The sequence below is a fragment of the Pseudoalteromonas aurantia genome (assembly GCF_005886875.1).
Classification (GTDB): domain Bacteria; phylum Pseudomonadota; class Gammaproteobacteria; order Enterobacterales; family Alteromonadaceae; genus Pseudoalteromonas; species Pseudoalteromonas aurantia_A.
The window spans coordinates 1-17,779 of record NZ_PNBY01000085.1; the positions used below are offsets into that span (position 1 = coordinate 1).

20 protein-coding genes and 2 pseudogenes are annotated in these 17,779 nt (G+C 39.6%); 11 read left to right on the forward strand and 11 right to left on the reverse strand.

Annotated elements, in window-relative coordinates; translation table 11 throughout:
* Nucleotides 1-290: pseudogene (locus tag CWC18_RS16280) on the forward strand (hypothetical protein); the annotation flags it as partial.
* A 334-nt stretch (nt 291-624) separates the two neighbouring features.
* Here the strand turns inward: CWC18_RS16280 and CWC18_RS16290 are convergent.
* The 3 genes from CWC18_RS16290 to CWC18_RS16300 form a co-directional block, all read right to left on the reverse strand.
* Nucleotides 625-771, reverse strand: coding sequence for a hypothetical protein (locus CWC18_RS16290; RefSeq protein WP_249348304.1), 147 nt, complete (start codon nt 769-771; stop codon nt 625-627).
* Between the two features lie 111 nt (nt 772-882).
* Nucleotides 883-2,130: a sensor histidine kinase gene (locus tag CWC18_RS16295; RefSeq protein WP_138675695.1), complete on the reverse strand. Its 1,248-nt coding sequence runs from the start codon at nt 2,128-2,130 to the stop codon at nt 883-885.
* Nucleotides 2,130-2,834, reverse strand: a complete 705-nt coding sequence (locus CWC18_RS16300; protein ID WP_138675696.1) for a response regulator transcription factor — start codon at nt 2,832-2,834, stop codon at nt 2,130-2,132. The genes CWC18_RS16295 and CWC18_RS16300 overlap by 1 nt, the downstream gene beginning before the upstream one ends.
* A gap of 199 nt (nt 2,835-3,033) precedes the next feature.
* On the opposite strand from CWC18_RS16300, the pseudogene CWC18_RS21990 reads away from it, so the two are divergent.
* Nucleotides 3,034-3,159 (forward strand): annotated as a pseudogene (locus tag CWC18_RS21990) (hypothetical protein); the annotation flags it as partial.
* Nucleotides 3,160-3,253: 94 nt separating this feature from the next.
* On the opposite strand, the gene CWC18_RS16310 reads toward CWC18_RS21990, so the two are convergent.
* The 6 genes from CWC18_RS16310 to CWC18_RS16335 all read right to left on the reverse strand — a co-directional run bounded on the left by CWC18_RS16310 (nt 3,254) and on the right by CWC18_RS16335 (nt 6,682).
* Entirely contained in the window at nt 3,254-3,652 is a 399-nt protein-coding gene (locus CWC18_RS16310) for a DUF6463 family protein (RefSeq protein WP_138675697.1), read from the reverse strand.
* Nucleotides 3,653-3,654: 2 nt separating this feature from the next.
* Complete coding sequence (locus tag CWC18_RS16315; protein WP_138592785.1) at nt 3,655-4,218, reverse strand: TetR/AcrR family transcriptional regulator; 564 nt, start codon at nt 4,216-4,218, stop codon at nt 3,655-3,657.
* A complete protein-coding gene (locus CWC18_RS16320) occupies nt 4,215-4,718 on the reverse strand; it encodes a DUF2867 domain-containing protein (protein ID WP_138675698.1) in 504 nt (167 codons plus the stop codon). Before CWC18_RS16320 ends, CWC18_RS16315 begins: the two co-directional genes overlap by 4 nt.
* Before the next feature lie 273 nt (nt 4,719-4,991).
* Nucleotides 4,992-5,534 (reverse strand): rhomboid family intramembrane serine protease, encoded by a 543-nt coding sequence (locus CWC18_RS16325; protein ID WP_138592787.1) that lies wholly within the window; start codon nt 5,532-5,534, stop codon nt 4,992-4,994.
* A 50-nt stretch (nt 5,535-5,584) separates the two neighbouring features.
* Nucleotides 5,585-6,181, reverse strand: coding sequence for a hypothetical protein (locus CWC18_RS16330; protein WP_171041137.1), 597 nt, complete (start codon nt 6,179-6,181; stop codon nt 5,585-5,587).
* A gap of 54 nt (nt 6,182-6,235) precedes the next feature.
* Nucleotides 6,236-6,682 (reverse strand): hypothetical protein, encoded by a 447-nt coding sequence (locus CWC18_RS16335; protein WP_138675700.1) that lies wholly within the window; start codon nt 6,680-6,682, stop codon nt 6,236-6,238.
* Nucleotides 6,683-7,087: 405 nt separating this feature from the next.
* Here CWC18_RS16335 and CWC18_RS16340 point away from each other — a divergent pair, with 405 nt between their 5' ends.
* The 9 genes from CWC18_RS16340 to CWC18_RS16380 all read left to right on the forward strand — a co-directional run bounded on the left by CWC18_RS16340 (nt 7,088) and on the right by CWC18_RS16380 (nt 14,459).
* The gene (locus CWC18_RS16340) at nt 7,088-8,044 is read left to right on the forward strand and encodes a CHAD domain-containing protein (protein WP_138675701.1); all 957 of its coding nucleotides are present in this window, start codon (nt 7,088-7,090) and stop codon (nt 8,042-8,044) included.
* 25 nt (nt 8,045-8,069) lie between these two features.
* On the forward strand, nt 8,070-8,969 hold the full coding sequence (locus CWC18_RS16345) for a DUF350 domain-containing protein (protein WP_138675702.1): 900 nt from the start codon (nt 8,070-8,072) through the stop codon (nt 8,967-8,969).
* A gap of 3 nt (nt 8,970-8,972) precedes the next feature.
* Complete coding sequence (locus tag CWC18_RS16350; protein WP_283957031.1) at nt 8,973-10,706, forward strand: polyamine aminopropyltransferase; 1,734 nt, start codon at nt 8,973-8,975, stop codon at nt 10,704-10,706.
* An 80-nt stretch (nt 10,707-10,786) separates the two neighbouring features.
* Nucleotides 10,787-11,200 (forward strand): YjfI family protein, encoded by a 414-nt coding sequence (locus CWC18_RS16355; RefSeq protein WP_138592792.1) that lies wholly within the window; start codon nt 10,787-10,789, stop codon nt 11,198-11,200.
* A 15-nt stretch (nt 11,201-11,215) separates the two neighbouring features.
* Nucleotides 11,216-11,905: a PspA/IM30 family protein gene (locus CWC18_RS16360; protein WP_138592793.1), complete on the forward strand. Its 690-nt coding sequence runs from the start codon at nt 11,216-11,218 to the stop codon at nt 11,903-11,905.
* A gap of 73 nt (nt 11,906-11,978) precedes the next feature.
* Entirely contained in the window at nt 11,979-12,617 is a 639-nt protein-coding gene (locus CWC18_RS16365; RefSeq protein ID WP_010365820.1) for a hypothetical protein, read from the forward strand.
* Nucleotides 12,614-12,931: a hypothetical protein gene (locus CWC18_RS16370; RefSeq protein WP_138675703.1), complete on the forward strand. Its 318-nt coding sequence runs from the start codon at nt 12,614-12,616 to the stop codon at nt 12,929-12,931. The genes CWC18_RS16365 and CWC18_RS16370 overlap by 4 nt, the downstream gene beginning before the upstream one ends.
* 310 nt (nt 12,932-13,241) lie before the next feature.
* Complete coding sequence (locus CWC18_RS16375) at nt 13,242-13,487, forward strand: hypothetical protein (protein WP_138675704.1); 246 nt, start codon at nt 13,242-13,244, stop codon at nt 13,485-13,487.
* Between the two features lie 261 nt (nt 13,488-13,748).
* A complete protein-coding gene (locus CWC18_RS16380; RefSeq protein WP_138675705.1) occupies nt 13,749-14,459 on the forward strand; it encodes a lipoate--protein ligase family protein in 711 nt (236 codons plus the stop codon).
* Between the two features lie 785 nt (nt 14,460-15,244).
* On the opposite strand, the gene CWC18_RS16395 is transcribed toward CWC18_RS16380, so the two are convergent.
* Nucleotides 15,245-16,516: a M23 family metallopeptidase gene (locus CWC18_RS16395; RefSeq protein WP_171041138.1), complete on the reverse strand. Its 1,272-nt coding sequence runs from the start codon at nt 16,514-16,516 to the stop codon at nt 15,245-15,247.
* A gap of 24 nt (nt 16,517-16,540) precedes the next feature.
* The coding region (locus CWC18_RS16400) for a M23/M56 family metallopeptidase (RefSeq protein WP_138675707.1) at nt 16,541-17,779 on the reverse strand (1,239 nt) is incomplete at its 5' end.

Sequence of the window (17,779 nt, forward strand, 5' to 3'; positions counted from 1 at the left end):
AATTCAATGTACCATTACAACCACTGATTATTAAATTATCGCAAAAAGACTATGGTAGACTGGGTGATAAAAGTTACGCACATTATCAAATAAAACTGCCCCAAACTGGCGGGGTTATAAGTAAAACGGTTTCTCTTGAGAGCTTTTCGCGTCCCGGTTGGACACCAATGTGGTCAAGTGATAAAGGCCTGATAAAAGAAAATATTAACGCATTGTATTTTGTACCAGACTTGACTGATAAGGGCGGTGGCTCTGCGAATTTGAATATCACCGAGTTGGCGCTGCTGTGAGCTTGATATAAATAGGTTATTTGAACCAACATATAAGGTTGTAAGTATCCAGAGAAGGTTGCTTTTAATACATGTATAAAAATTGAGCGGGAACTGCTTTTTAACTCTCCCCAGAGAACATTGATTATATCTGCGGCATCAATAAATTTCTCTGATGCCTTAATAGCAGGCCCTGCCTATTTTACAGCCAAGGTAAACCACTATATCGCAGCCAGCACTGAAACATATCCCTTGGGTTGGGCCTTGTCCACCAGCAACTTGCGGCGTTTGATTGTTTTTTAGCGAAGCTGCATTACGACTTAACTTTTTAATATTTTCTTTTGTAGCTTTATTTTCATTCTTCTCCCGGGGCTGAATAGCAGTTTCTACCTGTTGCACTTCCTGCAAATACTGCTGTATCACACTCTACGCTATAATATGAACCACGAGTGAAATTACCACCACTGGCTACTTTTGGCGTCTGGCCCTGTGATAAATTCACACTATTTCCTCTCAGCTTTTTATGCTTTTTTATTCATATACCGTTTTTTATGTTTATATAGTTGAAATGGTATAGGTGTTCTGAACCGCCTGTTTAGCCTGTGCTATTAATCTATTTGAATTTCAGTTGAACATGAGTCCCATTGCTGCTGCTCGTAATAGAAAAATCAATTTTCATTTGCTCACATAAGCGCTTAACAATATTTAATCCTTGGCCAAGACCTGAACTATGCTCTCCTTTGACTCCGGCTTCAAGTACGTTATTTTTTAGTGATGTGCAGATCCCTCGACCGGTATCGCTGATACTTAATATGTCGTTACTATATGCAATAGAAACAGCCCCGCGGCTGGTATATTTAAATGCATTACCGATCAAATTATTTAATAGAATGAGTAGTTGGGTATGGTCGGCTTTGACAATTTGCTTTTTTTCAATATTCACTTCGATATCAATATTAGGATCTATTAAGTACTGATATTGCTGTAAAATGCTATTTTCAACTAAAGGGAGTAGCTTACAAGGTTTATGGGCATTCAGCTCTTCACGTGCTAATGAAAGTAACATTTCCAAACTTTGTTCTATTTGTTGTTGTGCATTTGCAATGCGTTGTACAAGCTGTTGCTGCTTATCATCTAGGTTTGTCTGTTGTAATAATGTCAATGCTCCTTGGCTTATCGTTATTGGCGTTCTTAGCTCATGTGATACATCCCGAGTAAAATTCTGTTCTCTGTTTATAAATGTTTTGATACGCGCTAATGCGGACTCGAGGGTCAGAGCAAATGTACCAATCTCGTCATTTTTAAATTGTTTCGCAAAATCCTGAGGGAGCTTTTCGACGGGCGCATTGTCTAGTATTGTCATAATTTTATCTAAGGGTTTTAAGAGTTGTTTTGCTAAACGGTGTGATGTTATGGCGACAGCAATTGATATCAGCACTAATATTGAAAGTAATATAAATAATAGGTAGATCATTCCCTCTTTAAACTGTCTAACGACTAAATGATCACTGACTTCCGCAACTAAGTACCCAGGTTGCATATCGTGTAAGTGGTAATATAAGCCATCATCTGTTGAAAATTCACGTTGATTAGGTGTTTGTTGTAAAGCAAGCTTAACCTGAACGGGTAAGACATCTGCGGATGGATAGTATTTTATAAAGTCGAGTTTAGGATCGGGGATTAAGTTTTCTGCGATTTGTCTTTGAACCGTGGTTTGTTCATCTTTTAGTAGCAGATAAAAAAAACGATCTTCTACCTTGTAAGCAAATATAAAACTGAGAATACCGTAAAGTACACTTATGAGCAGTGTCAGTCCTATAAAATGAGTAATGATCCGATTTCGAAGCTGATTAGTTTTCATTATGCTGTATCTTTTATTGGATTACATGCTAGCGCAAAGCCAATACCATGGAGTGTTTTGATTAAGGGGTTATTAAAAGGCTTATCTATTGCTTTTCGCAGTTGATAGATATGTGAACGAAGTGAGTCTGAATCGGTTGTATCTTCTCCCCAAATTTTATCACACAATTCAGAGCGGCTAACTGCCCTTGGATGAGCTTCCATTAATATGGTGAGTATTTGCATTGGAATAGGTTGTATTTCAATTTCTTTTTTATCTCGTTGTACTTGTTGGGTTTGTTTGTTTATTGTTAAAGGTCCAACGACTAGGGTATGATCACAGTTGATTAAGTGTCTTTGTGCTAGTGCATTGCAGCGAACCCAAAGTTCTTCAAGCGCAAATGGCTTTGTTAAATAATCATCAGCGCCTTGCTGAAACCCAATCAACTTATCGTCTAGTGTATCTCGCGCGGTAAGCATGATTATCGGTATATGGCGAGACGCTTGCTCTCGCAATTTGGCACATACTTGCAGGCCATCTATTTTTGGCAACATTAAGTCTAAAATAACACAATCAAAATACTCTTTGAGCGCCATATTAAGTCCTTGTTCGCCATTCATGGCAAAATCTAAACTAGCACCTTGTGTTTGAAAGTAATCGGCGATGTTACTGCTTATATCATTATGATCTTCAATTACTAACACTTTTAAACTTGCACGCACCATAAAAACTCCACGTTAGTCATTACTAGATCCTTTATTTAGGTTCACACAGGCTATGTGAAAAAAGCGTGAAATGCGAGCGTTTTCAGTGCTACATCAGCTACATTTTTTACACGTAATAGGTCCATCGATATTCGTTCATGAGCATGCGATTTGTCTTACAGAGAATCTGACTGCGACTTTATGAAAACCAAAGCCGGTTTACTTAGCGGGTGAAAAAGTCACATATAAGGGCGCGATTTATCAGGCGCGTTGGTGGCTAAATACTGAACCAAGTAATACGAATGAAGCATGGCTGTTATTAGGAATGTGTGCAGAACGCCCATAATGATTTTACTCGTCATATGAGGAGCAATTGTAAAGTTATGTGCGCTTAACTAGTGCTGCGAGCATAACTTTACAGCAAGGGGGGGGTTATATCTTTAAGTCACTTTACTGGATATGCTATTACCACGTTTCGCGTTTTCAAATAGTATCAATCCCCCTTGTACAATAAACAAGTAAGCGCCAGATTCAGGCATGATATATGCCAGCCCTATACCGATTAGCGTAAAGTTCCAGCCTAACTGGCTCGGGAGTGAAAACCCCTGGTTTATAGCTGTTTGTAGTGTTAAACCGAGTGTCATCCAAAAAAAACCTGTGACCAAAAACCAAGTGATAGCTTCTCTTTGGTAGTTCATTTCCCCATGAATAATTGTTGAGCTAAACCATCCACTTTGATGCATGTCAGCAAGTGTTGACCACCCAAAAATTAATCCGACAGTTGTATGAAGTATGGCCGTTGCACAGAGTATATATCCTGAATATTTTGTTAATTGCATTGCTAGATGTCCTTATGTATATCTTGTAAAAATGATTTAGCTAACAGTGTTGATAGCTCTAAGCATTTATTAACGGTGGGCGGTGGCTTTAAATGTAGTAAGCCTAAAAATTGGCTATATGAGATGATTGCAAGGTTTTTAGCGAGTTCAGTGTCCAGCCCAAGCTCTTGGTAACAGCTTTGTAAATAAGTTTGGCGGCATGTGTCTATTTTCTCGAGGTGCTCAGTAATAAACGGTTCGGTTAAAGACCAAGCCCTAATGTGAATTTCTGCTTCAATATTATTATTGGCTATGATTTGATCGAGCTTATTGAGCTTTTCTAGAGGGTTATTCTGGGTATTAGCTTGAGTAATAAAGTTGAGTGTTGTTTGCTCATACCAGTATTGCATTAAGGTATGTACAAAGTCGTCACGGTTTTTGAAATGATGATAAAAAGAGCCTTTTGTGACATTAAATGCATTGCACAAGTTAGCAATTTTGAACTGTTGCGGCCCGAATTGAATAAGGTGCTTTAACGCATTATCAAGCCATTGAGTTTTATTATACTGGGGCTGCTTTGAGTTCATAAGCGTTGCTCTTTTACTGCGTTATGTATAACAACTCGAGCGATCACCCAATGAAAAGGGGTGATCATCGCCATATATAATCGACCTATGGGAGTCTTAAGGTTCACTAATGTTGAGACAGTAGTCTGCTGATCATCTGTAGTTACACTCATGTAAAATTGCATATGCTTGTCCTCTGCAAAGCTTATCACTTCGTGATCTTTCACTGAAATTACCGTCATGAACCCCGCAGCATCACCAAGTTTTAGGTCTGTTTTTTTCATTTCTAAAGAGGTAGTGGAACCGACCTTAAAGCCAAAGTATTTAACAATCTTATTTCGTATCGACATTAATGTATTTACCCACTTTGGCATGTGAGAGAAAATACTTAGCTGAGCTTTTGCAGCACTTAAAGTAGGTTTACTTAGTGGGGCACTTAGCGCATCTCGAAAACTATGTTTGGTGCGTTGAGATGCTAAAAAATCATTCGTCGGTATCGGTTTAGCTGTTACTTTCCACATAGATTCCTCTTTTATATAGCTGCAACATAAATGCATACCATAAGGTATTGTATGTATTTATGTTGCGCTTTTTTTCACCAAGAGTAAAGGGAGTTTTTGAACATTTGGTATTCGGTATCAATGCGTAATAACCTATAATTGAGTTAACTAATCGCGGTTAATTGTGTTACTTTTAGACACGTGTATCATCATTCAAATAACTTTATGTAGAGTTATAACGTGGTTTGAAAAGGCAGTAGCTATGCAGCCTTTTCAATTGTAAAACTTAGTGGGTTATTTGTGTGTCTTAAATAAATAGGCGCTGAGCAAGCCTGCAACCATACCAAAAAAGTGACTGCTCCAGCTAATATTGGGTTGGTAACTGAGTAGAGAAAATGCCAGTCCCCCATAGATAAAAAAGACCAATATTGCGATGGCTATATTTTTCATATTACGCTGAAAAACAGCCAAGCCAAGCAAGTAACCCCATAGACCAAACACCATTAAACTAGCACCCGCATGATGTGCGCTTGATCCTAATAACCACACACAGCTACCAGCTACTAATGTAATAAAAGTAAACACTAAAGCAAACTTTTTCAGTCCACTTTGCAAAGTCAAAAAAGACAATATACACAACGGAATTGCATTGGAGGCGAGATGTCCCCAATTATGGTGGATCCAGGGGGCTAGGGGGATCCCAATAAGGCCTTCTAGAGTCCGTGGATAGATACCAAACTGCGAGACAAATCCGTGAGTGAAGGTGTTGATACATTGTATGGCGACCATGATAAAAAAGAGTGTCGCCACAATGCGCAGAGATTGCTTAAATGGCATAACAGCTACCTATTGCAACGTTAGTAATGATACAAGGCTTCATTTTCAGGCTACTCATCATCATTTTGATCATTTTCGGTGTTATCGTCGTCTTCGCTATCGACAGCATTGCTGCACCGTGCAGACGAACTTGAGGTCGATGACCTATTATTATGTGACGGTTCATAATACGCTGTGCGTGCTTCTTGTTCAGTGTATTGCTTGATATCTTCAAGTATAAGACATAACTCATTTTCATCAGTTTCATTTTGAAACAAGTCGTTTAGTGTGCTTTTAGAGTACTGGTCTTCGTATTCTTCGTATTCTTCGTATTCACGATGTTTATGGTAAATAGCTGTTCCTACAGCGCCAGCAGCAGCTTTCTTATGTTTGTTCTTTTTTAGCTTATATAGAAGTAGACGATGAATTTGCGCCGAAGATAGGCCGGCTTTCTTTCCCTGCTTTAATATATGCTTGAGGCGCTGATCACGCTTACTATATTTTGCATTTTCGTATAGACGGGTTGACTTTACAGCGAGCCATATAAAGAAAAATAGCAATAGCGATTGCACCAAAAGAGTTTCCTCATCATATTCAGAGGAAGCAATGTCACCCCCACTTACAATAATGAGTGTTAAAGCAAAAGCAGAGCTAGATAGAAATAACATGATGGCAAGCAACCTGAGCAGAGTGCTTTTTATTTTTCTAATGAAGTTCATGGTTTAGACATGTTTTTTGTTAAATGTGCGACGAATATTTTGTTCCATTTTTTCTAAGTCTTCCCTAGATAAATCTGTTACGGATTCTAATGCATCGAGGTTTGCAGCGGCTGATTGCTTGATTTCATGTTGCTTTTTATTTTCTAGATCTGCTTTTAATGCTTGCTCGCGTATTTTCTCTTGTATTAAGTGTTCTTTTTCTTTATCGCTCAGCGGTGTTGGTGATTTTTGCGTTTTTTTAAATAATATGGCGTCTTTTGATGCATTTGCATTCATATAAAAACGATAGATTTTGTAGGTCAAAAACATCATTGAGATGATGATAATAAATAAAAAAAATAGGGCAATTGTATCCTTGCTAGTTTTATATGTATTGATGAATACAATGATCATTAATAAAGATGTGAGTGCGCTACATGCCATAAAACTGCCCGCTATCCCTTTCTTCACTTTAATAATAATTCCTTTTGGTATTTTCATATCTACAATGTAATTTAAAAATAAAGATGTTTCTAATATAACTACTTTATGTTTTTAGGTAAAGTTTTTCACCTTTGAGGTCCTGAGTCTATAGCCTTTTATAAGTGCGATGGGATTGCCGGAGAATCGTCGTTTTTTATGAAAAAGAGAGAAATTTTGCTTGTTTTTGAGCTTTTATGTAAATGCTAAGTGTGCCAGTGGAGATGCGTTTTATAAATTATGTCTGAGCGTTAGTTACTGGTTTGTGTATGCTGTAATTAATAATAATTAAGAGAGTAAAATGCCACTTTTTAAAATTAGTTACTTGGTTATCTTTGCAATATATGTAAAATAGTGTTCTGGAATTTAGTATAAAAGCAGATCAGGTGACAATGAATGTCCGATTTTAGAGTTTGGAAACTTATTAGTCTGTTTTGTTTGTTTAGCTTAATGCTGGGCTGTGAATCGAAAGAAGAGCGGACTCAACAAACAATCAAATACACACTTCAAGAAGCATCTCGAGAGATTAATGCTCTGGGTGATGCCCTTGAGAAAAAACAAATACGAAATGCTGTATTGCTCAGTGAATACAGTAGGGTATTGAGTCAACAAAACCCCCAACTTAGTGCAATTGCACAGCTCATAGGGCAAGACGCTTCTACGCAAGGCCCGTTATATCAAAATCTATTAACACGATATAGCGAATTAAAAGCACCTTCCGCAAATATGAGTAGTGACGATATTATTAACCAAGCGACATTACTAAAAGAAGCTGCTACACGCAGTTTATATTCTGATGCGTTAACCGATCCTATTAACGTGCTTGCCGATATGTCGAATGGCACCCTATCAAGAGTTGGCGCGGTGAGTAAAGCTGCTGAAGATGCCGCCAACAATGGGCAGGCCAACGTGGGTAATCAATTGGTTGGTAACGCTAACTATGGTCAATGGGAAACCAATTCAAGTGGCACCAGTTTTTGGATGTGGTATGGCATGTACCGTATGCTGGGTGATTTAGTGGGAGATGTTGAGTATGGAGGCTGGAGCAAACGCCGTCGGTATAGTTATTATAATGATTACGGCCGCAAGCGATACACCAGCTACAAAAAGTATCAACGCCAAACCGCGGTAGAGCAACGCACTCGCCAATCATATAAAAGGGAGGGCAAACAATTTACGAGCCCTTACGCGAAAAAGAAATCAGGCGCATCTGGGTTAAGTCGTAGTAGCCATACCCCCTCATCAGCAACACGCAGTAGTTACTCTCGAAATAGTAGCTATGCCAAGTCTAGTGCTGGCTCAGTGCGTAATAGCTCAAGTAGAACCTCGCGCGGCGTGAGCCGAGGCAAGTAACGAATTGATAGCGGAGTTTAAAAACATGTACCAAATTAATGGATTAACAGCTTGGTCTCTACAAGCGCTACTGATAGATATGATGGTGATCATTGCGTTGTTTGTCAGTTTAAAATATATAAAGGGGTGGGTATCAAACCTACACGCTAATGACGAAATAACGGAAAAAGATAACTTTGCATTTGGCTTGAGTTTTGCGGCTGGTCTTGCAGGCTTGGCTATTGTACTGACAGGGATCACCAGCGGGTCGTTTGCTGACTCTTTACTTGCCGAAGCAACGCAGATGGCTGGCTATGGCATTGTGGGTATTATTTTGATTAAGATTGGGCACTTTTTTCAAGATAAGGTTGCGCTGCAAAAAGTAAATTTACATGACGAAATTATAAAAGGAAATATTACCGCCGCATTGATTGATTTTGGCCACGTTATCAGTGTTGCTATTGTTATTCGTTCAGCGCTTATTTGGGTGTTGACCGAGGGTTGGTATGGGCTACCTATCGTTGTGGTGGCATTCATTATTGGTAATGTGTGTATGTTACTGGTAAGTCAGTATCGTGTTCAGTTATTTAAGCGGACTAATCGCAGCGGCGACTGCTTACAACAAGCTATCCTTGATAACAATATTGCAGTGGGTATTCGTTATGCAGGCTTTTTGATTGGCAGTGCATTAGCGTTAACCGCTGCTACAGGTATTGCGCCTTATGTTGCAGATAATATTACCTCAAGCCTAATTTATTGGAGTGCTTCGGCTTTTGGTAGCTTAGTGGCCTTTATTTTATTGCACTTGATCATGATAAAAATAATCTTGGCTGGCAAGGATATTTCTGATGAAGTGAATCGCCAAAAGAACATTGGCGTTGCGACCATTTCTGCGGCCGTTTCGTTTGCTATTGGTATGACAATGGCAACGTTGCTTGGTGCTTAAGATTTGACATCACCGACATTAAATACAACGAATGTGACCGGTAACGTAAAGTTACTTGGTCACGATATTTTATTGATTAGCGTGATGGCTATTTTAGCCGGTTGCGGTCTGATCTACGAATACCTACTTTCTCATTATGCTGGACGTATTTTAGGCTCTGTTGAAAGCGCTATTTATGCCATGATTGGCACCATGATAGTGGCGATGGGCATTGGTGCATTTTTAGCTCGGTGGTTTAAAGACCCATTTACGGCATTTGCTTGGTTAGAGAGCTTAATTGCCTTATTGGGCATGACGAGTATCTTGATTATCGCCAGTATCATTGCGCTCAGTTACACTCTTCCTCATACGTTTTCTAGTTTATATAACTTACCTGTTGATGCGGTGATAGATGGACAATTGTTTGAGTCTTTTCAAGCTGCTGCTCGTTTTTTACCTTATATCTTTGGCTTGATGTTGGGTATTTTTATTGGGATGGAAATTCCCTTAATCGCCCGTATTCGCCAGCATGTATATGGTCGGTTTTTAGAAAATAATGCGGGTACTATTTATGGGGCAGATTATATTGGCGCGGGCATTGGTGCTGCAATATGGGTTATGATCATGTTAGCCCTGCCTATCATGCAAGCTGCTGCCTGGACAGCGTTATTCAATATTGTCGCTGGTTTAATATTTTTATGGCGATATCATCAGCATGTGCGCCTCGCCAAACTGTTATTAGTTTGTCATTTATTATTGTTAGGCTTGTTTGTGATTTTGTTGAGCTATGGCTCAAGTTGGATGAAAGACTTAAGCAACGTTTTATATAAAGATAAAGTGATTTACTCAGAGTCGACCAAGTATCAGCATGTGGTTGTTACTGAGCGTTTGAGTAGAACACAAACTGCGCCAATTAACGATTTATTCTTGAATGGACGCTTACAGTTTTCAAGTGCAGATGAGCAAATATACCACACGATGCTAGTTTACCCCGCGATGTTGGCAGCAAATCGCCATGATAAGGTACTGATCATTGGAGGTGGCGATGGGTTGGCATTACGTGATGTATTAAAGTGGCCTGTAAAAGAAGCAACATTGATTGACTTAGATGGGCAACTGCTTTCATTATTTGGTTTACAAGGGCAGCCATTTCCAGCGTTACCGCATATAACGGAAAAGCTCTCAGGGTTAAACAACGATGCGCTCAATGATCCCAGAGCCACGGTGATCGTAGCGGATGCATTTTTGGAAGTTGAAAAAATGCTTGATCAAGGGCGATTGTTCGACAGTATTATTATTGATTTACCAGACCCCAATCATCCTGATTTGAATAAGTTATATAGTGATTACTTTTACAATCATGTACGGCAATTATTAGCGCCTGATGGGGCGTTATCTATTCAATCAACCTCACCTTATCATGCAAAGAATGCATTTATAAGTATTGCTAAAACTGTAAAACATGCAGGCTTTACTCATGTCGAGCAATATCAGCAAAATATTCCGTCGTTTGGTCAATGGGGTTGGACGATAGCAACCCGTGCAGGGCAACCAGCGAGTGGAAGGATTAAACGAATAGCGGAATTTCCGGTTCCGAGCAATTGGGTTAATCAAGAATATTTGCAAGCGGCCTTTGCTTTCCCTAATCGTTTTTTTGAGAATCATAAGGCTATAGAGGTCAATAGGTTAGGAACTGGCGTGCTGTATGATTATTATCGCCAAGCGTGGCAAACTGAAGCCGAATTATATAAAAATTAAAATTGTAGGGTTGACATAATATGTCGCCTGTGCAAATCTTAACTCAGACATAATATGTCATAGTGAATAAGGTATATAAGATGGAATTAAATGAATTATCAATCAAACTGGCGTCTTTTGAAACAGAAGGTGCGCAATTTGAATCGTTCGTAATCGCTAATGAAGGCGAGCAAGATGTATTACAGGTGATCGTGGATGGCAACGATGAATTGCCAATATTTGTGACGCAAACAGAAGAGCAACTTGTATGCATCAGTTACCTATTTAAAGAAAGTGAAGTGAAAGCTGAACTAGTGGCTGAATTAAATGAAGCGTTATTGAGGCTGAATGTACCTGTGCCATTAAGCGCTTTTGCCAAAATTGATGAGCAATATGCTATTTTTGGTGCGTTGGCTGTTTCGTCTTCGATTGATGAAATAACCCATGAATTGGTCACGCTTGCAGATAATGCGATTGATGCACTTGATGCTGTCACTGTGTACTTAAATGATTAATATTGGAGTTTGATTATGAGTATTTTAAAAAAATTATTTACAGCGGTACGTGGTGGAGCAAGAGAAGTTGGTGAGTCTATTGTAGATGCCAACGGCATTCGTATATTTGAGCAAGAGATTGCAGATGCACAGAATTCATTGGCTAAAGCGAAAAAAAGCTTAACCGAAGTGATGGCTAAAGAAATGCAAACTAAACGCAAAGTGAGCGCATTAGATAGCAGCATCGCAGAGCATGAAGATTATGCAGGACAAGCTTTAAGCCAAGGTAATGAAGCGCTTGCTGTGGAGATTGCAGAGAAAATCAGCGATTTTGAAGTTGAGAAAGAAGAGTTAGCAGTGGTACTTGATGGTTTCTCTAAGCATGTTATTTTGTTAAAGCAGCAAGTAAAAGAAGCTGAAAAATCAATTAAAGAAAATCAACGTCAACTGACAATGGTTAAAACCACTGAAAGCGTGCAGAAGGCAACGATGGCAGTGAACAGCACATTGAATACTAATGATTCATCTATGGTAAACGCGCGTCAATCATTAGAGCGTATTAAGCAACGCCAGCAAGATAGACAAGACCAATTGGGCGCAGCGAAAGAGTTAGAAGCTGCTGCTACTGGGGCTGATTTAAAAGCCAAAATGGCAGAAGCGGGCATCGGCTCAACAGCTAAAAGTAACGATATTTTAGAGCGTATTAAAGCAAAGCAAGCACAGTAATTAATACGACATGACAAAAGGAGGCCTTTGCCTCCTTTTTTGTTTAAGTACATTATAAAAGTAAGGTTCTCTTATGTTTGGTTTTTTTAAATCTAAAAAAGCACCTGAGCGCCAGCTAAACCACCCAAGTGAATTGGTGGTTGGTGATATGCTGACACTCATAGATTCATTTGCTTACCCAAGCTGGCTTAAAGGTCAAACACTTAAAGTGACTGATGTGCAAACATATCAATATCAGCACAGTGCTGAATATGAATTTGTACTTGAAAGTGAGTCTGGAAAAGTTGTCTTTTTGCAAGTTGAGCGCGAAGATGGTGAAGAGTTTGCTAACTTTTCTGTAAAGATACAGCGTGACGACGTAGACACGATTTTTACGCTAGATGAATTTGCACGTATTTTTGATGAAGAACACCTCAGTGCGATACAGGCGATCACTAAACCTGAACAATACAGTCATTTTTTAGCGACAAATTACAAACAAAGCGAAGCCCCTTACGTGTGTTATTACCATGAAAAGGATTACCGAAAGTCGACCTTACCACGCTATCAAGATGAATCTGGCGAGCCATGCGAAATCATTTCATTGCTCAGTGATGATGAAAATCACAGCATTAATATTGAAATTTGGGAAGGGGGAGAGACCGAAGTATCGTTAACCCTTAGTCGTCCAGTAAGTGATATCGTTGACTTATTTCCAGGTAGTGGCGCGTGAGTGATAAGCAAACTAAATGGCAGCGTCAAGAGCAAGCCGTTCGCGCAACGCAAATGGCTTTTGATCTGACCAGTGATGTGCAAAAAAGCATAAAGAAACAAGCCATTGATGAAGAGCTCACGCCATCAGATATGATCCGTAAAATTTTACAGCTAGATGTTAAATCTAAAAAGACGCGACAGCGACTTTCGTTTAACCTCAACGATGATGAGATTGCTGAGTTGGCGACGCGTTTTGGTGTGCGAGCCAATGATAAACGAGCAGTTAAACAGCAAGTTGCGGACATTCTGATTCAAAAGTTCTCAAAAAACTAGGGCTGTTGAACTTTGCTGTTCTATTTTTGTTCTCTTTGAGCGTGTCTTTATCACGGCCCTTAATGTGTGGCCTTGTATAAAAGCCAATCAAACTGCTGCAAACATAAACCTGAAAGATCAACACCTCCTAGTCAAAGAAGTAGGTAATACATCACCTTTGTATTACCTACTTTTATTCTTTTTGCAGTCTATCCTATTCCTGCTCGGTTTATCTCCCTTTTTTGTATGCTAGGAATATTAAATTTAATTTTTCTCTATATAAATTGATTTTTATATTTGTCTCGGTGGTCAGGAGTGATAGCTTGGCAAAGTGCTCCGAAATTATAGTCATGCAGCTTATGAGTCTACTGAAACGATAGTTATCCCAAGTGCAATGGGAGCGGGTCAAGTAGTGATATTAGTTACTTACACGACAACGGCGATAGCCGTACAAGAAAATGATGTGGTTGTAACGCTTGCGAGTGCAAACTCGAGTTATGCGCAATGTATTTTATGCTCACTTCTGTCAATCATTTACGCTTTTTCCATCTTGGTATGCTCAAGTCAGCTTATTTAATGCCACTCTTGGTGATACAACTTACTACGTTTCGAGGTGTGTTTGATGCACGCCTCGCTATTTTTTTCATATCAAGTTACGCTTACTGACTACTGGGCGGCGCAACATTCTGAATGTTATGCTCGCTAACCCTAAGCACTGATTTACAATGGTTTTATTTGGCTATTTATAGTATTTTGTTTTTGAGGGCGTTTTGAGAAATGATTTTTATGATCTCTTAAAATTAGTTTTGTTTTTAACTCTTCATACCAAGGATCCTATGTGGAAAAGTCGCGTATTAGGTTACTTCGTTACCCTGATGTTTCAGTCGAGAACGTGTTTGAAAAAGAAGCTGAACTATTACAGCTGCACCAAGCAAACCAGCTGGAACAAAGCTTAATTTTATGGCGAACGAGCACCCCAACTTTAGTGTTACCCGCGGGAAGAAAGTGGCCTAAAACTGAGTCGTTAATTAATGAGCTATCTGCGATGGGCTGGCAGCTATTTTCGCGAAAAACGGGTGGGGCACCTGTGCCGCAAACCGCCAATGTGCTTAATTTGTCTCATTTGTATAATTGGTCAGATTCAAAACCCTACTCGATTATATCGGCGTATGAAAACCTATGTGTAGTACTAACGCATTTTTTAGCGTCGTATGGGATCAAAAGTCATATTCATGCCACACCGGGGTCATACTGCGATGGTGACTATAACTTAAATATAAATGGTAAAAAAATCATAGGTACTGCGCAGCGGGTGATTATTAAAAAAGGAGGAGGGCACGTGGTTTTGGCGCAAGCATGCATATTAATTGATGCGGTGCTAAAGACACTTATTAGCCCTGTAAATCTATGCTATGAACACAGCGCAATGCAAGAGCGTGTGAAAGCATCTGTTCATACGTCTTTATTTGAACATATTATAGAGCGACCTTCGACAGAAGCGTTGTTTGCAAGGATCCAACACGCTTTTGTCGATAGTAAGTTAGTCTAATGTTACTTTACAGTAGCTACATGCTTCACTCTCAATGCAGTGATCTTGTTGAATATGTCCAAACTATATTGCGCGACTTACGCCTAATAAAAGAAAGTACCAAAACCATCAAGCCGTTATCATTTTTGCAGATACAGAGCAAATACAGTTATCAGCGCTTCAAGCCGGTCTAGATACAGAGAATGTGGGTAAAATCCTTTACTGATGGGTATTACAGGGGCGCAATTACTATATGATGTGATCATAAATAAAAAGCCCGCTGTGATAAAAGCACGCTCAAAGAGAACGAAAATAGAACAGCAAAGATCAACAGCTCCTGATGTTTTGATTGAAAAACTCTTTGATGTCTTTTGGCGCGTAATTAAGGTGTGTTGCTAAAGCGTGAAGTGGTTCAAGTTCAGGGGCTGAAAAAGCGAGGTGACCATCGCCATTTCCAAATCCATAGGGCGCTTGTTTTTTATAATTATGAGTTAATTCAAGCTCAAAATTACTTTCGTTATTACCTGTGTCACTTATGTAATGAATAATAAAGTATCTTGATGTTCAACAGGTAGTACTCCATTACTACCTGTTAATTAATGGTCGGTTATTTTTGTTTTGGGATCGTTCGCATTAACCCATCGGTTAAGAGTAAGGCAAATACGCTATAATGTGTGGCACCATCCAATATAGACACTGTTAAATCTAACCCTTCGTATTTACGGATACGGAGTACTTTTTCATACTGAAGTAGACCGTATTGTATCCTCGACTGTTGTGATGAAGGTATGTATTACATCAAATCGCTACCGTGCAGAGGCTATTTGGGTTTCAGTATTATAATGCTGGGCTAGTTGCTGAGTTAAGTAAGTACGATGTTGTTTAAATAAGGCAAGTTGGTTGCCTCGTAGCTGGGTGTGGCTTGGTTGCTTTAACTTCAGAGGGTTAATGGCTTTACCATTTTTGTGCACCTCATAGTGTAGATGTCGTGCTTGAGATAATCCTGTATTACCAAGGTAGCCGATGATTTGTCCTTGCTGAACTTTTACGCCTTTTTTCATGCCTTTTGCGAAGCCTTTCAAGTGCGCGTAAAGGGTTTGATAATTTTGCCCATGACGAATAATAATACGGTTACCAAAGCTGCCAGCCCAGTTTACACTTTGTATGGTGCCATCACCCGCTGCCATAATCGGTGTGCCTATTGGCGCACCAAAATCAAGACCTTTGTGAAGGCGAGTGTAGCCTAAAACTGGGTGCTTTCGTTTACCAAATGTTGAGGAGAGGCGAGCGCCATTGAGTGGGGTTTTCATTAAAAAACTTTGTGCTAGCTTACCATCTGGTAGATAAAAAGCCTGTTGTTCCTGTGCGTTTTTAAAGCGTGTTATTTCAATATTATTGGTAACACCCGACAAAGCTGCATAAAGTAACTCTCTTGGTGGAGTATGATGGTGACTAAGTTGCGCATCACTCTCTAGGTACATTTGTTTGTAGTAGAGTGTAAGTGTATCGCCGGTTTTGATTTGTCTCTGAAAATCAATTAAATGTGATAAAGCCGTAACGGTTTGATTGATAATATCAGTGGGTAGCTTTGCGCGCTGAGATGCCAAAAATAAGCTACTTGTTATCACAATGCGTTTTTGCTGATACCGGCTGGTGAGCTGAGGACGAGTAATATCAACTTGCCAGTTTTGATTGTGTTTGATGAGGTGTGCATGTTGATTAAATGCGGTGCTAAAGGCGAATGAGTGTATGGTATTGTTCAAGGTCATTACTTTAATACGTTGCCCAACACTAAATTTACTGAGCGTGAATGTATCGCCTAGTGCACGCTTTACTAAAATAGCGTCTTTGGCGTTGAACCCAAGTGGGCGCAATAAATGCGTTAACGTATCACCTTTTTTGAATTCAATGATATGCGCTTTAAGCTTTTGCTCATTTTCTTGGTTATTTAACGGCGCTTGGATCTGTTGCTGATCTGCCTTTACGTTTTGTTGGGAGGTGAATGGCACGACTTTGCTTTTCTCTGTGGCGGGTTTTGAGCACCCTAACGCTGTCACTATGAATGCGACTAGTATCATTTTGTAAGTCATAATTTTTATTAATTAGTTAGAATATTTTGATAATGGATCTATTCGTTGGCCATTTTGGAGCATTTCAAAGTGGAGATGGGCGCCAGTGACTTTACCTGTTGACCCCATTGAACCAATCACTTGATAGTGCTTTAGCCAATCTCCTGCCTCGACGTTAAAGTCATCTAAATGCGAGTAAAGGGTTTGATAGCCATTGCTGTGTTGTATGAGCACAACGTTTCCGTATTTACTGGCCAAGCTGGTCGCATCAGCAATTAAGACTTTACCTGGTGCCGCGTTATATATATGGGTGCCAGTTGTGCCAATGAAGTCGATACCTCCATGGGGTCTGTTATTGCGTATTTTTGATATATGACCAAAGTGAGATGAAATAGAGATGTTTTTTACGGGGTACTGCCAGGCTGGGGGAGTGACGTTGAATATGGGTTTCGTGATGTATTTAGTGAATAGCACACCTATGGATACGACGCATAAGATCACTGTAACAGAGACCTGAGACATACGCTTAGGTTTAACAATATCGGTGAGCCTTTGTTTATATTCGTCAACGGATAGTGCCGAAGATGAAAAGTGTGCGAACCCTTGGTACTGTTGCTGATGAACCATGCTACGTTTTAAGCACGTTAGCAAAGATTGCGCATATTGTAGTGGTGGGAGCTTAAAGTGTTGCACTGTTTTTCTATCACAACGATGCTCCATTGCGTGAATAAACTCTTTCTCCATCTCGTGTATAAAAGGGTTAAACCAAAACAGACAGCACAATATGCGCCACATAATGACAGAAATGTGATCTTTATACGAAATATGAGTTAGCTCATGGCACAATAAAGCGTGTTGTTCATGGTCTTTTAAGTGTAAAAAATAGCGGGGCAATATTATTTTTGGTTTTCTTAACCCAAATACGAAGGGCGACATATCAATTGGCAAAACGAACATTGGGTGAGGGCTATAATGGTTTTTATAGGGCTGTGCGGTATCGACCAGTTGTATGAAATGGTGTCGCAGCTTGATAAGTAACCATGCTTTGCGCAGAGCTCCTAAGAACCAGATTGTAAATAGCGCGTAGAGTATGATGTCAAGCGTGGCTAAGGCCTCAGACGCTTTGACAGTGAGATCTGAAACAACCGCACTTTCTACATGGCTAGGCAGAGTATGTAGTATCTCAGGGATCGCTTGCTCAACCAAATTACTAGAAATAGGTAATACAGAGATCATTGATAAAGATAATAGTACCTCAGATCTGTATAAGAA